Origin of the sequence: Haloprofundus halobius, from assembly GCF_020097835.1 — an archaeon.
GTDB lineage: Archaea > Halobacteriota > Halobacteria > Halobacteriales > Haloferacaceae > Haloprofundus > Haloprofundus halobius.
This window is the reverse complement of sequence record NZ_CP083666.1, coordinates 99,547-114,190: the sequence shown is the minus strand read 5'-3', so window position 1 is coordinate 114,190 and position 14,644 is coordinate 99,547. Positions and strand designations below refer to the sequence as shown.

General features: G+C 57.2%; 11 protein-coding genes. 6 read left to right on the top strand and 5 right to left on the bottom strand.

Going from position 1 to position 14,644, the window contains the following annotated elements; all coding sequences use genetic code 11:
• Positions 1–13: 13 nt before the first annotated feature.
• Both LAQ74_RS00525 and LAQ74_RS00520 read left to right on the top strand, forming a co-directional pair.
• Positions 14–3,058: a LamG-like jellyroll fold domain-containing protein gene (locus LAQ74_RS00525; protein WP_224333831.1), complete on the top strand. Its 3,045-nt coding sequence runs from the start codon at positions 14–16 to the stop codon at positions 3,056–3,058.
• A 55-nt stretch (positions 3,059–3,113) separates the two neighbouring features.
• Positions 3,114–4,100, top strand: a complete 987-nt coding sequence (locus tag LAQ74_RS00520; RefSeq protein ID WP_224333830.1) for an NAD-dependent epimerase/dehydratase family protein — start codon at positions 3,114–3,116, stop codon at positions 4,098–4,100.
• A gap of 708 nt (positions 4,101–4,808) precedes the next feature.
• Here LAQ74_RS00520 and LAQ74_RS00515 read toward each other — a convergent pair.
• From LAQ74_RS00515 to LAQ74_RS00500, 4 genes are all read right to left on the bottom strand, one after another.
• Positions 4,809–5,267 (bottom strand): hypothetical protein, encoded by a 459-nt coding sequence (locus tag LAQ74_RS00515; protein WP_224333829.1) that lies wholly within the window; start codon positions 5,265–5,267, stop codon positions 4,809–4,811.
• A 3-nt stretch (positions 5,268–5,270) separates the two neighbouring features.
• Positions 5,271–5,792: a DUF7342 family protein gene (locus LAQ74_RS00510; RefSeq protein ID WP_224333828.1), complete on the bottom strand. Its 522-nt coding sequence runs from the start codon at positions 5,790–5,792 to the stop codon at positions 5,271–5,273.
• Between the two features lie 160 nt (positions 5,793–5,952).
• The gene (locus tag LAQ74_RS00505; RefSeq protein WP_224333827.1) at positions 5,953–6,450 is read right to left on the bottom strand and encodes a hypothetical protein; all 498 of its coding nucleotides are present in this window, start codon (positions 6,448–6,450) and stop codon (positions 5,953–5,955) included.
• A gap of 13 nt (positions 6,451–6,463) precedes the next feature.
• On the bottom strand, positions 6,464–7,576 hold the full coding sequence (locus LAQ74_RS00500) for a DUF4330 family protein (protein ID WP_224333826.1): 1,113 nt from the start codon (positions 7,574–7,576) through the stop codon (positions 6,464–6,466).
• A gap of 211 nt (positions 7,577–7,787) precedes the next feature.
• On the opposite strand from LAQ74_RS00500, the gene LAQ74_RS00495 reads away from it, so the two are divergent.
• The 3 genes from LAQ74_RS00495 (at position 7,788) to LAQ74_RS00485 (ending at position 12,039) form a co-directional block, all read left to right on the top strand.
• Positions 7,788–9,053 carry a sulfatase-like hydrolase/transferase gene (locus LAQ74_RS00495; protein ID WP_224333825.1) on the top strand — a complete coding sequence of 422 codons (1,266 nt, stop codon included), beginning with the start codon at positions 7,788–7,790 and terminating at the stop codon, positions 9,051–9,053.
• A gap of 174 nt (positions 9,054–9,227) precedes the next feature.
• A complete protein-coding gene (locus LAQ74_RS00490; RefSeq protein ID WP_224333824.1) occupies positions 9,228–11,042 on the top strand; it encodes an ABC transporter ATP-binding protein in 1,815 nt (604 codons plus the stop codon).
• 88 nt (positions 11,043–11,130) lie between these two features.
• Complete coding sequence (locus LAQ74_RS00485) at positions 11,131–12,039, top strand: hypothetical protein (protein WP_224333823.1); 909 nt, start codon at positions 11,131–11,133, stop codon at positions 12,037–12,039.
• Here LAQ74_RS00485 and LAQ74_RS00480 read toward each other — a convergent pair.
• Positions 12,036–13,289 (bottom strand): asparagine synthase-related protein, encoded by a 1,254-nt coding sequence (locus LAQ74_RS00480; protein WP_224333822.1) that lies wholly within the window; start codon positions 13,287–13,289, stop codon positions 12,036–12,038. The genes LAQ74_RS00485 and LAQ74_RS00480 overlap by 4 nt on opposite strands.
• 148 nt (positions 13,290–13,437) lie before the next feature.
• Between LAQ74_RS00480 and LAQ74_RS00475 the strand changes: the two genes are divergently transcribed.
• Positions 13,438–14,643 carry a glycosyltransferase family 4 protein gene (locus tag LAQ74_RS00475; protein WP_224333821.1) on the top strand — a complete coding sequence of 402 codons (1,206 nt, stop codon included), beginning with the start codon at positions 13,438–13,440 and terminating at the stop codon, positions 14,641–14,643.
• Position 14,644: the final 1 nt, after the last annotated feature.

The following is a 14,644-nucleotide window of genomic DNA, read 5'->3' as shown; positions in this document are numbered from 1 at the left end:
CGTGTAGCGTCCAATGACTGAAACGCGCGAGGCGACGAACGCCCTCCTCGCGGAGCGACCGAACGCGGAGTCGGCGCTTCGCTCCGTCCTCGCCGCCGACGAGCACGGGACGTGGACGTTCGACGACGTGGACGTCGACTCGGGGCTGTTCGGCGAGATCGTCGCCGCGGGTATCGTCGAGAAACGAGACGGCGGCTATCGGGTCAGCGACCCCGCCGGCGTGCGTGCGGCGCTCGACGGCGACGGCGCGGCCGAGTCGGGGAGGCGGACGGCTTCGGGGACTGCCTCGTCGGTGACGATGCCGTCGCTGTCGAACGTGAACGTCGACCGAACCGCGGCGCTCGCGCTCGTCGGGGCGCTCGTCTTCCTCGCGCTCGTTCGCCTCATCTCGGTTTCGGCGGTGTTCCGCGAGGGCACTATCGTCCTCTCGGCGAACGACCCCTACTTCTACCGCTACATCGTCGAGACGGTGGCCGCGGAGACGAGCGGGCCGTTCGACTTCGAGTCTCTGGCGTCGCTTCCGCACCGCGTCACGGCGGGCGAACCGCTGCTTATCGTCACGCTCTGGTTCTGGACGGAGCTGCTCGGCGGCGACGCGAACGCCTCGGGTCTCGTGCTCGCGCTCTACCCCGTCGTCTTCGCGGTGCTGACCGGCGCGCTGGTGTATCTGTCGACGGTTCGACTGACCGACGATCAGCGAGTCGGACTCGCCGCGGTGGTGGCGCTGGCGCTGGTCCCCGCCCACGCCTATCGGACGAGTCTCGGCTTCGCCGATCACCACGCGTTCGACTACTTCTGGCTCGCGCTGACGGCGGCGGCGCTGGTGTCGCTCGCCGTGCGGTCGGGTCGCGGTCGCGACGCGGAGACGGGCCGCGGCCGTGAGACTGTAACGGCGCTTTGGAGCGTCGTCTTCGGCGTCGCCGTCGCCGGACAGACGCTCGCGTGGGAGGCCGGACCGCTCCTGATCCTCCCGCTGGGCTTGATTATCGTCGGCTGGGCGACGACGGCGGTTCGGGCCGGGAAGTCGCCGATTCGGGAACTCGGCGGCGTGGTCGGCGGACTCGCGCTCGCTGCTTTGTTGACCGCGGGTGCGCACGTCGCGCTCGGGTGGCACGGAGCGACGGTGGCGTTCGCGCCTGCCGGGTTGGTCGTCGGCGCTGCGGCCGTCGTGGGCGTCGCCGAGTTGGCGTCGCGACAGGAGTGGTCGTCTCGGACGCTCGCGGGCGGCGAGGTCGTCGCGGGCGTCGTCGCCTTCGGGATTTTGCCCCTCGTCGTGCCGCAACTGGGTGCCGAGTTACAGAGCGGGATTCAGTTCCTCCTCGAAACGGAGGGTATCGCCGAGACGCAGTCGCTGGTCGGCGCCGAGCAGGGGTCGCTCGTCGGCCCCGTGTTGTCGTTCGGCTTCTTGATTCTCCTGGCGCTGCCGTACGCCGGGTGGGCGGTGCTGCGCTCGGTCCGGGAGTACGAACCGGCGTGGCTCGCGATGGCGACGTATACGTGGTACTTCTTGGCGCTGGCGCTGGTTCAACTGCGCTTCGCCGGTGAGCTGTCGGTGTTCGTCGCGGTGTTCGCTGGGCTAGGGTTCGTCCATCTGGCCGCGAAGATCGACGCGGTGCGGACCCCGAAGCCGTTCGCAGAAGTGGAGTCGGGGCGGCGCGGGCGCGAGCGAGCGAACGAGACGGTGGGCCTGGAGCGCCCGGAGCGCCGCGAGGCGATGTCGCTCGTGGGCCTCGGGCTGTTGGCCGGGAGTCTCAGTTTCGTTCAGGTGCCGGTGAAGACGGGGCAGTTGCTCGTCTCCGATGGCATGTACGACGCGGCGATGTGGATGCGCGAGTACTCCGAGGAGCAGGGCTGGGAGTACCCCGAGAACTACGTGTTCAGCGAGTGGAGCTGGAATCGGGCGTACAATTATTTGGTGAACGGGGAGTCCGATTCGTACGGGTTCGCGTACAGCAATTATCGTGATTTCCTCGGGTCGAGCAACGGCGAGAAGTGGTACCGACGATTGCAGGATCAGGTGGGATTCATCGTGACCCAGGGCGGTGTCAGCGTTGCTCGAAGCGGCGACGGTGGCGGAGGCGGCGCGACGCTGCAGTCTCGGCTTCACACTCAGTACGGAGGTGGCGACAACTCGCTGCCGGGTCTCGGTCACTATCGGGCGCTGTTCGCCAGCGACGACGGCTCACAGAAAGTCTTCGGGCTCGTCCCGGGCGCGGTACTCGTCGGCCAGGGGGATTCGGGGAGCCAGACGGTACAGACGGAGGTGGACGTCGGAGGCGAATCGGTCACCTACGAACGGTCGGTGCAACCGACGGAGAACGGGTGGTACGCGGTTCGCGTGCCGCACACCGGCGAGTATTCGTTGGCCGGTGAGCGGTATCAGGTTTCGGAGGAGGCGGTGGAGTCTGGTGGGTTTACCTCGGAGAAAGGTTCGCGTGCGGTGTGGTCGTTCGACGAAGGACGTGGAGAGTTCGTGTTCGATTCGGAGGGTGGTCACCACGGTTCCGTGAGTGGGGTATCGTGGACGGAAGGTATCGACGGATACGCGTTGGAGTTCGATGGGAGCGGGTCTGTTTCGGTGCCGAACGCCGAGGCGTTGAGCGGGGAGGACGGGTTCACCGTGTCGGCGTGGGTGCGAACGGACGAGGATGTTGATTATCGAGGTGGATTGGAGTTCCCTCGGCTCGTCGCAAACGCAGAGAACGGAGGTTACGGCGGCACAGAAGGCTACCAGCTCGCTCTCGGACGCGGCAACGTTGTCGCCGCCCTCGGCGACGGATCAGATGTGGCGACACTCAGAGGCCCTCGTATCGACGACGCGGAATGGCACCACCTGGCAGTAGTTTGGGACGGGGAAGAAGCACGGTTGTACGTCGACGGGGACACAGCTGGCAGCCGAGAGTTCGACGGGTCGGTGACTCCGCCGAACCGTCTCGGTATCGGCTCTTCTTCGGACGACTCTCGGCAGTTCCGAGGACGAATCGACCAGGTAGAGATACGAGACCAGCCCATCGATTCGGAAACGGTAATCGAAATGTACGACCGATTCGCCGGCTAATCCATCTGTCCGCGTCCCGGAGACGTTATAAGAGTCGACGTGTTCGCCCCGAGCGATGCGAATACTGGTCACGGGTGGTGCCGGGTTCATCGGCGGCCACCTGGCGGAGGCCTTCGTCGGGGACGGGCACAGCGTCACCGCTCTCGACAACTTCGAACCGTTCTACGACCTCGGAATCAAGCGACACACGGTCGAACAGTGCCGAGCGGTCGCCGACGCCAGTAACGGAGAGTACGAACTCGTCGAGGGGGATGTCAGGGACGCAGATCTCATCTCGGAACTCGTTGCCGACGCCGATATCGTGGTGCACCAGGCAGCGCAGGCCGGTGTCCGGACGAGCGTCGACGAACCGCGGAAGGTGACCGACATCAACCTCGGTGGGACGGTGAACGTCCTAGAGTCAGCCGTCGAGAGCGAAGCCGACCGTGTCATCCTCGCAAGTTCCTCGTCGGTATACGGGAAACCACAGTCGCTTCCCTACACCGAAGACCACCCGACAGAGCCGGTGAGCCCCTACGGCGTGACGAAACTGGCGGGCGAACACTACGCTCGCGTTTACAACGAACTTCACGGGCTACCGACGGTCTGTCTCCGATACTTCACGGTTTACGGCCCACGGATGCGACCGAACATGGCCATCTCGAACTTCGTCTCCCGCTGTTACAACGGCGAACCGCCCGTCATCTACGGCGACGGATCGCAGACGCGCGACTTCACCTACGTGGAGGACATCGTGGACGCGAACCTCTCGCTTCTGACCTCCGACGCCGTCGACGGCGACGTACTGAATATCGGTAGCAGCGACAACATCTCGATTCGGGAGTTGGCCGAGACGGTTCGGAACCAACTCGCACCCGAATTGGATATCGTCTACGAAGAGGCGCGCGAAGCCGATGCAGAGCACACTCACGCGTCCGTCGAGAAAGCGCGGGAGTCGATCGACTACGAACCGTCGCGGTCCATCGAGGCGGGCGTCGGGGAGTTCATCGAGTGGTACGACGCGAATCGAGAGTGGTACGAGCCGCTCGTACAGTCGTCTTAACTATCCGGTCGCGGGCAGTCGGTCGCTGGTGGTCGGTCGGTGTAGGGGTCGGACGCGCTCGGGTTTCTCGGGCTACGGAAGCACGTCGTCGAGAGAGGTCGGTCGCAGACCTCCCGTTCAACGGTCGTCGCTCGTTTGTCGAAAGAACGTCAGTAAGAACCGGCACGACGTGACATCCTCCCCGTCGTAAACGACGGGGCTTCCCCCGCACGAGGAAACCCGGCCTGTTGCCGAGCAGGTTTCAGGACCCTCTCTCCCGAGGTCGGTGGGACGGGTTTCGTCCCTCGCTCGGGAGCGTCCTGAGGCGCTGTCACGGGCGCTCCCATCCGCAAGCGAGTCATCGACACCCGGTTTCTCGAGGCGTCTCTCTCCCAAGCGGTCATGCCTCACGGCACGGCCGGTTCGGTCACACTTCCCCGACCTGTAGGCCGGGTTCCCGTGCTGACGAACGACGCGAACCCCGCAGTCGGTTGCAGAACCGACCCGTGGGAACCGACGCCCCGAAATATTCGGGACGCTGGTTTTAGCGCGTCTCGTACTCCCGCGCAAGTGACGAGAGCCGACGTAACCCTGCTAAGACCCACGTAACGGCGTGTACTAAGCGTTTGGGTTTCGGTGAGCAATCGTCGGCGACTGCTCAGTACCATGTCGGATTCACGCCCGCCGTGGACGGCGGGATTCTTTCCTTGAATCAAGATAGTCGTCATCTCAGTGGTCCACGGTAGAGACGGCATCCTGGAGGAGAGACAGCGTCTCCCAGATGACCCGCGACGGAACGGACGTCGAGAAGGAATGGGGTTCGTAGGCGTACTCCGCCGTCGAATCGGTCCGCTCCTGGTAGTGACCCCATCCCTCGACATGGGGGTTCGGTTCGTGGTGCCATCCGAAGTCGACTCCCCTCTCGTCGCTGTAGTGGATGGAGAACTCGGGAGGGTCGTCGGGTGTTTCGCCGGCGAACCAGCGCACGGTGAGCGTGGCAGAGTCGACGTCGACGCCGAACGGAGACGGATCGAGTCGACCTTCGACCCGAGCGTGCGAGTCCGGGGGGAAGCCCTGAGCGTGCGCGACGGCTGGATGTCGTTCGAGTTCGCGTCTGATCTCGCGGAGCGCGCGGTGAGATACCGCTGCGGGATCGTACGTCGGATCTGTTGGGCCTCCCTCACCCATGAGCTACGCGGAGGCCGTCCCGCGACGGCTGTACGTCGTGTAGTTGTCGATCGCTTCCTCAACGATACTGAGTCGGTATTCGGTGAGTGCCCAGTCGTTGGCCGTCCGACGAACGGTCGCCGTCTCCTCGGCGGTTTCGGTGTCGGCGGCCAGCGTTCGGAGCTCTTCGGGTGCGGCGACCCCGTATTCGCCGCGCCACGTTTCAATCTGGGTCTGGAGAGACTCCTTCAGGGCGATCAGACCCTCGTGATCGTACTCGTCGAGGAGTTCGCGAAGCGTCTGATGTCGGGTGTGAAGGGGGTCGGGAGCGTACGTGGTGCGGCCGTCGCGGTCGAACGTGAGGAGGACGTTCATCTCGACGAGGCGTCGCAGATGCCCGCGAGCGGTGTTCTCCGAAACAGCGGCTTTTTCGGCGATCCACGACACCGATCGGGGTTCCGAGACCGTCTGCGCGACGGACCGGACTCTGTCGAAGGCGCTCGTATGCTCCTTCCACGCGTCGACGCCGGGGTCGGAGTGAGTCATGTCCTTCTGTAGCGGCCTAAGCGAAATAAATCTACTCCTAGGTAAAATTATTGAGTTCGGGAATCACGGCTGGATTCGGTGCGTAAATCGGATTCCGAACAGCAGTACCACTTCGGTCGGTTCGCTTCCGTGACGTAGTTCGCGAACGCTTCGCGTTCACTCACTCTCGTCGCGATGCGCGCTCATCGGAGCGCATTCTATCAGACTCGCTCGTCTCCACATCGTCCTCGTCGGCCGTCTGCGTTCGTAGCGCTCGCTCTTGGGGCGGGGTTGGCGGCTCCAAGGCCGCGACGGCCAGTTTGCCGAGGCGCGTCTCGGTGACACGTTCACCCCAAGCGACGAGGTGACCACTCACCGCGATGGCGAGTCTACCGACGGTGGAGTGCTCGAACGCGCGCCGGATAGGGGGAGCGAGCCGGTCGAGCAGCCGAATAAACGGACCGACGGTGTACGTCTCCCGGAGGTCAATGACGATCACCTCCGGATCGGGCTCGGTGGTGAGCCAGCGGTAGAGATAGGAGTTCGTCACAAGGGGTCGAGCGCGGTCGGCGATTACAGCGAATCGATCCGCCGCGCTTCGGGCGTTGCGGACGACGCGAGATTCCGACAGCGCCGTGGGGAATAGGGAGTTCGACTCGGATTCGGTGGGTTCGGTCATCACGGTCACCTCGTCACTCGATCCGAACGACGGTCGCGCGGACGGTCACAGTCCCAAGGTCGAGGACGACCTCGTCGCCCTGTTGGAGGCGTTCGCCTTTGAAGGTAAGACCGGCGGGAGTTTCGCGAACCGACAGCTGGGCGGTCATCGAGACGTCCTTCTCGACGGGGTGGTCGCGCTGGTAGATTTGGCCGTCCTCACTCGTGAGAACCACCGTCGACGGTTCGACGTCGACGCGCGTCAGTTCGGCGACGGTCTCCCCGCGCACGCGCTCCGCCATATCAGTATCGAGGCTGTCGGCGAGGTCCGGATCGACGTTTTCGATCTCGAGCTGAACGGTTCGGGTGGCGGGTTCGCCGGATTGTTCGGTTGTCCCCACGCGAGCGACGGTACCGTTGAAGTCGTACGCGTCGGTCTCGAACGACAGGGCAACGTTCTCGTGTAGACGTGTGTCGCCCACGTGCAGGTCGCCGTTCAGCCGCAGAGCGCGGTAGGTGACGCCGACGTAGACGCGCTTGCGGTCGGGATCGTCGGTGCCGTAGGCGGTGACAGATTCGACGGTGCCGACGGTCCGACCGTCGACATCGTACTCGTCGCCGGGTTCGATGGCTTCGGCGGTCTCGGTGGGAACCGTCGCTCGAAGAAGCATCGACTCGTTCTCGGTCGGGAGGTTCGAATCCGTCTCGTCGACAGTAGTGATCGTGCCGTCCGTCCGGTAGTCGTCGGTCTCGATGGTGAGTTGGCGGCCGACTCGCGGGATATCGCCATCGTACTGGATGGTTTCGTCGCTCGGTTCGCCCGTGAGTTCGACACGGACGAAGACACGGCGGTCGGACGTCTGGGTCGGGACGGCGTAGACGTCGGTGACGGTGAGGTTACCGCTCTCGGAGACGGTCGCGTCTCCCTCCGAGAGCAGTTCGGCGACGTACTTCGGTTGGTCGCCGAGGTCGAGTGTCGCGTAGCGCGTCTCGGTCTCCGGTTCGTCGGTAGTCGGTACGGGCTCCGAGTCGTCGGCGAGGACGAACGCCGACCCACCGATTACGAGTGCGACGACGAACAACGCGACGAGCGCGTCGACGACGTTGACGAGACCGAATAGCGAGCCATCGTCGTCGATTAGAGGCATCGAGAACCACCGGATTCGAGCATATCTCGGACAGACGCATCAGGGGACTAATTCGTTCCGGGTCGATCCTCCCGAAATGTAGTCTTACAATCAGGAAGTTGAATTTGGCTCAATTTATGATTGGAATGCACATATAGATAGAGATATATTGTTTTTATTTGTCTTTACTGGAAAGACAAGAATTATTTGGTATGCGTTAGATTAGGCCTCAATGACGAATATTGCGGTAATCACGCTTGATACGCTTCGGAAAGATGTTTTTGACCGCTTTTTCGACTGGATACCAGGAGTGAATTTTGAGAACGCATGGGCACCAAGCCATTACACGATCCCGGTTCATGGTGCAATGTTTACAGGAAAGTACCCAAGTGAAAGCGGCGTTCACGCGAAAAGCGAAAAACTGCGTGAAGATATTTTAGTGCTTCCCGAGTTGTTACAGAGAGAAGGATATACTACGCGTGCATGGTGTGAAAACCTCTTAATGTGCCAGCAAGGATTTGATAAAGGGTTTAGTCAGTTTATTCCAATTGGTAGAGCTCAGATCACCGAGGAACGTATTTTCCCTTGGAGGAAATACATTTCGGAGTCAAATAAGCCCACTTGGCTGGCGTATTCGCTAGCCATGTTGAATTGTGTTTTCGAGGATTATGAGACGGTTCGTTCGTTTAAGTTTGGTTGGGAAGCAAAAACGAATAGCTTCAATGGTACAGAAGAAGTAATTAACCAAGCTAAAAAGACAAATTTTGGAGATCGTGAATTTCTCTATATTAATTTGATGGAGGCCCATTCATCACATTTGGATAACGAGTTTGAGCCATTTGGAGATATAGAAGAACACCGAAACTGTTGGGATAATTACGTTAAAACTGGGGAGTACTTATCAGAAAGATGTGAAGAGCTGTACAACACAATAAAAGATGATTTCGAGTATATAATACTCTGTTCTGATCATGGTGAATTATTCGGTGAATACGGACTTTGTCACCACTGGCATGGATTATACTCTGAACTAACACACGTCCCACTAGCAATCATTGCACCTAATGAAGATTCTACACAGCGATCTGATGTAGTTTCGTTATTAGATATCCATCAAACCGTCTTATCCGTTAGCGAGGTAGAACATCCGTCACGTGGGCGAAATCTTCTTTCCAAAATTGATTCAGAACCAATATTAACAGAATATCATGGAATCCGTCCAAGTCAAATTGAATACCTGCAAGAATGTGGAATGAGTGAAGAGACGATCCAAAAGTATGACACACGACAGAATGGAATTATAACATCAGAGGGTTCTTTTGGGTTCGAGACCGTCAACGGATGGAACATAGAAAACAATGGAAATGACAAAAATGAGTATTTACAGCGCGAATTGAGAGAGCTTGTTTCTACGTTAGAAAAGAACGAGGAGAAGTCAGAAGAACAGCGTATCCCAGAGAATATCCAGTCTCATCTCTCTGATTTAGGGTATATATAGCCTCTCTACGAACATAGCAAGATAATTTAGTTTAATACAAATAAATATACTACCAATTAACAGCAGTAACCAATATGAATTACCACAGGTGATTCGGTGACAACATCGTAGCATAACGACGCTGTTTTGTATTCGCCCCATTGAGAAATTCTTCAACGGACCCCGGTTAGCTCCATGTCTACTCTCCAGGATACGAACGTCGGACTCGGCTGGCGTCAGAAGCTTCGCGCGATGTATCGAGTCGCAAAATTCAAGCCGAAACTCGCCTCCGCAGTCGTCTTCTTCAGCGTCGTCGCCGCGGTGCTGGAAGGGTTCGGACTGAGTTTCATCCTTCCCATCGTCGAACTCGCCCAGTCAGGCGGCGTCAACCCGGGGGAGGCGGACGGGTTGCTCGGATTGTTTCTCACTCTCTACAGTTTCCTCGGAATCCCGTTCACGATGGGCTATCTCGTCGTGGGCGTCGTGACGATTATGACCGTCCGGTTCACGTCGAGCTTCCTCGTCGGGTGGTTCCGCGGAGCGATAGAGACGCAGTACGTTCGGTACCTACAGGAGGAGGCGTTCGACAACGCACTCGACGCCGAAATCGGTTACTTCGACACGGAGGGATCCGACGATATCCTCAACGCCATCGTCACGCAGGCGGAGTACGCCGGGCGCGTGATTCGCTACGCGCTCCAGACGGTCGAGCAGGCGCTACTGTCGCTGATGTACGTCGCCATCGCGCTGTATCTCGCGCCCGTACTGACCGTCGTCACGGCAGCGCTCCTCGCTTCGGTGGCGGTCCTGTTCCGGAACGTTCTGGAGGGCGGCTACTCGCTGGGTGATGAGGTCGCTGACGCGAAGGAGGGGATTCAGGAGAACGCACAGGCCGGAACGCAGGGGATACGCGACGTGAAACTGTTCGGTCTCGCCGACGAACTTCGGGAGGGGTTCACCGAGTCGGTCCAGCAGTTCGAGCGCTCGCGGATCAAACTGCTCCGCAACGAGTCGGCGATCACGAACTTCTATCAGTTGGTGACGGCGGTGAGCGTGTTCGTCCTCATCTACGCCGCGCTGACGTTCTCGTCGCTCGAACTCGGCGCGCTCGGCGTGTTCCTCTTCGCGATGTTCCGACTCGGGCCGAAGGTGAGCAACCTGAACCGACTCGTCTACCGCGTCGAGGGTGAGCTTCCGCATCTCGTCCGAACGCAGGCGTTCGTCGCGGAGCTCTCGGCGAGTCGCGAACCCGGCGATGGTCGGAAGCAGCTCCCCGACCGCATCGACACCGTCGCGTTCGACGACGTCTGGTTCAGCTACGACGAGGAGAATGAACCCGTGCTTCGCGGCGTCGAGTTCGCCGTCGACCGGGGAGAGTTCGTCGCGTTCGTCGGCCCCTCGGGGGCCGGAAAGTCGACTATCGTCTCGCTGCTCGCGCGGATGTACACCCCAGACGAGGGGTCGATTTCGGCCGACGGCACGCCACATACGGAGGTCGACATCGACGAGTGGCGTTCGCGCGTCTCCGTGGTCAGACAGGACCCCCACATCTTCAACGACACGCTCAAACGGAACGTCACCATCGGCAATCGAGACGTCTCGCAGGACGAACTCGAAACGGCCTGCGAAATCGCCCAGATCACCGAGTTCCTCGACGACCTGCCGAACGGCTACGAGACGGTGCTCGGCGACCAGGGCGTGATGCTCTCAGGCGGACAGCGCCAGCGCGTCGCCATCGCGCGAGCGCTGTTGAAGGACGCCGACCTGCTGGTGCTCGACGAGGCGACGAGCGACCTCGACACGTCCCTGGAGAAGCAAGTGCACGAGGGTATCGAGGCGATGGAGCGCGACTACGCGATGCTGGTCATCGCGCACCGGTTGTCGACGGTGACGAACGCTGATCGGATTTACACGATGGAGAAGGGGCGAGTAGTAGAATCTGGAACACATGCAGAACTTCTCTCAAACGATGGAGTATACGGAAAGCTGTATAACGTACAGTCTGCATAGAGGCACTCACAATTGACAGGAAAGTTGAAATTGGGCGAACCAGTATCTGATGGGAAGATTTTTCTAATGCTAAACAGGTCAATTTTGTATGTTCGAGAATGTTTCTGCGTCTTCTCCGGAGAGAGGCATTTTATATATTGCAACCGAAGAAAATTTTCTTAGGGAAGCGGTGAAATCTGCCCAGACCGTTAGAGATACTATGGGAGATATTCCGATTGCACTCATTACCAGCGAAAGATGGGTTGATTCTCCTCCAAGTATTTTTGATATCACACTCAATTCACAGACTAATTCGGGTGACTTTGGCGTTAAAGTCCAAAATATACACAAAACCCCGTTTAAAAAGACAATATATTTTGATACAGATATCTATCTTGAAGACGGGGTTGAAGAATTATTTGAGATTCTAAACGAGTGGGATGTGGCTGCATCACATAATCTTACTGAATACAACTTTGGTGAGGTAAATATTCCCAAAAACCATCCGATAAACACACTACCCGAAGGTGTGCCAGAATACAATACTGGGGTAATCGCATTCAAAGCTAATGATGATGTATCCAATTTATTTTCAGATTGGAGAGAAGGGTATAGACATGATTGTGATTATGTCATGGATCACCCCCCAGATCAAGCCTCGTTTAGACGCTCTCTCTACAAGTCAAATGTAGGTATACACACGCTAACCCGTGAGTACAATTGTATTTTCAGAACGTACGGCCGTGTGAGTCGAAGAGTGAAGATTTTCCACGGCCGACTCAAAGAAGTGGATGGTCATGGAGCTCGTCAAGGAGGGGACGTGACAGACGCAATTCATGAAATAAATAGACTGGACAAAAATCGCATATACTTCACGAGTATGGGTAAGACTGTAGTTACAAATCGCAAAGAGGAGCGGGCAATCATTCTATTTAGAGCAATTCGGCAGTTTAAATTAAAAGACGTGAAATCAATGGCGGCCCACCTAATTAAAGGGCTGTTCGATATGGGCCACTAATTGGACAATAGGTGCGATTCAAGAGACATGACCGAACGGATCAACTCAGTATGATCTTCACCGGCCTGATGCTGGTCCCATATTGAGCTAAGATTAATCTCCAAGATGTCTCGTTCTTCGAATGATTCTAGGAGATATTCGGCACTTTTATGTAACTGGTGAGGGCCTCGAATTGCTGATTCGAAATTTAAATAATTGGTATTGGGATGCGTATAAGTTTTCTTATATATCTTACTATACAACCAATTTTTGGCGATTTCCTTTACACCATTGAGATTACCCTGTAATCTTGAAGACGTGATTGGAAGTCCGTAATTTGTGCTAGACGGGAGTGAAAATAGATCAGGAAATGCTGAATAAACAACCTGTCTAAACAACTTACGGCCTCTACGTTGGTCTCTCGGAATGTTTAGCCAGAAGGAGAGCCACTCATCACAGGCAAATGGTGTGAGATATTGTTCATCAGGTACAACTGTTGGTCGGATATAGTTCTCCTGTCTAATAGCAAAGTCTAATTGTTCTTCATAGGTCAGAAGAGATTCATCAAAATATGCTTCACTTGGTAGTTGACCAACGAAATCTGGCTTATGTAGTGGTGAATCACCTATAATCAAATTATTGTCTATGAACTCGGATTTGGCTAGCTCCCAATCTCTATGAGGATTTGAGGGCTGGTGAGATCCCACGCTAGGGTCCCCCATGAATCCAGACCAAAAGATGGTGTTTTTTGATTCGAAATTTTCGACAGGTAGTCGGTTTGCCCGCGCTTCTAAGATTGGTACTGGTTTCGAGGATGACTGCGCAACGTTGAGTAAATTATCAATAGACCAATCTACCTCAGGACTTGTAAGGTCTATTGCAATGTTCTTCACCCCTGCAGCCCTTGCAATTTGTTGTCCTAACTCGAAGTCCCATGTTCTGGGGGACCCAAAACTCACAGTTTTGATATTTTGTTGGTCTACCTTATTGCTCGTGATTAGAGCCGCTAATATTGTCCGAGAATCAAGTCCACCGCTAAGAGGGACTACATGCGTATTATTTGCACTAGCGTTCTTAATATGGTTCTTTATTGACTGTAGTATGCACTGTTCACCACGTTCTAGTAGTTCAGGTTTTGAATATTCAAGAGTTTGATTAGAGATAGCACTCCGAATTTGTGGTGGAATATCTGTCTTCCCACCGGCAGGATAGTAGCGAAAATGAAGGAATGTCAGATAGTCATCTACTGACCAGGAGTTAGATTCGATCACTACATACTTTGCCAATCCAATTAGATATAAAATTCTCACGGAGAGCGATTCTGAAATAGTTTCACAAAGATGGCAGTAGGGTCACAAAAGAGAGACACAGCGATGAACGTGCCACTTTTAGCCAATCGCTGTAACGGAAGAAGATGAAATGAAGATATTATTACTCGCCGACTGGACCTACCCCTGCGACCACCAGTTCCTGACGAATGTCTACGCCGAGAACTTCGTCGAACGCGGTCACGACGTGACCTGGGTGATGCGGCCGGACGACCCGGACCAAAAGCGAACCGAACGCCACACGTGGAACGGCTCCGATGTGTACGTCCTCCCGAAGACGGCGTTCGACCCGGTCCGAAACTACCTCCGCTATCGAACCGGGAGAATCACCGAGAACGCGCTGTTCTCGACCGACATCGAGTTCGCCGACTTCGAGATCGTTCACGTCCGAAACGACCTCCCGATGGGACTCGCCGCGGCACACATCGCGAACACTCACGACGTAGCCTTCGCGCACCAGATTTCACATCTCAAAGCGGAATCGCTCGTCGAAGCCTATCGTGAAGGATTCGAGAGCCGAGCGGCGTGGGTGAAAGGCCATCTCGGGAAGCGACTTCGCCGAGTCGTCGCCGACGAAGCCGACCTCCTACTCCCTATCAGCGAAGCGATGGCGGAGTACCTCTCTCGTAGAGGGTACAACACGCCGATGGAAGTGCTGCCCACGGGAACCGAAGTGAGTGACGAAGTTCCGAACGGCGATTCGTTCGAATCGAAGTACAGCGTCGAAAGCGATCACGTCCTCCTCTATATGGGGTCAATGTCTCCGATACGTCGATTGGAGTTCCTCTTCGACGTACTCGGGGAGGTAAAGCAATCGCACGATGTCGAACTGTTCATGCTCGGCGGTCGCTCGAAGGAGCGGCGTGAGCGGCTGAAACGACTCGCTTCGGAGGCGGGCGTCTCTTCAAACGTCACGTTCACCGGATGGATAACAGACAGAGACGAGATTGACGCCGCAGTCGCTGCCGCGGATATCGGGCTCTCTCCGCTCCCGATAGACAGCGTTCTCCGAATGAACGCACCGATCAAGACTCTCGAATACATGAGTTTGGCTACGCCGGTAGTGGCGTCGGCGACTCCCGACCAGCGCGCAGTCCTCGAAGAGTCTGATGCAGGAATGGCTGTCGACTACGACGTGGGCCAGTTTTCGGCGGCGATCGAGAAATTGCTCTCCTCACCGGAACAGCGACGACAGATGGGTCAACGGGGGCGCGACTACGTGAGTGAACGGCGGAATTTCCACGTTCTAACCGAGAAGGTGGAGAGGATGTACGAGAGCATCGTACACGACTCTTGAG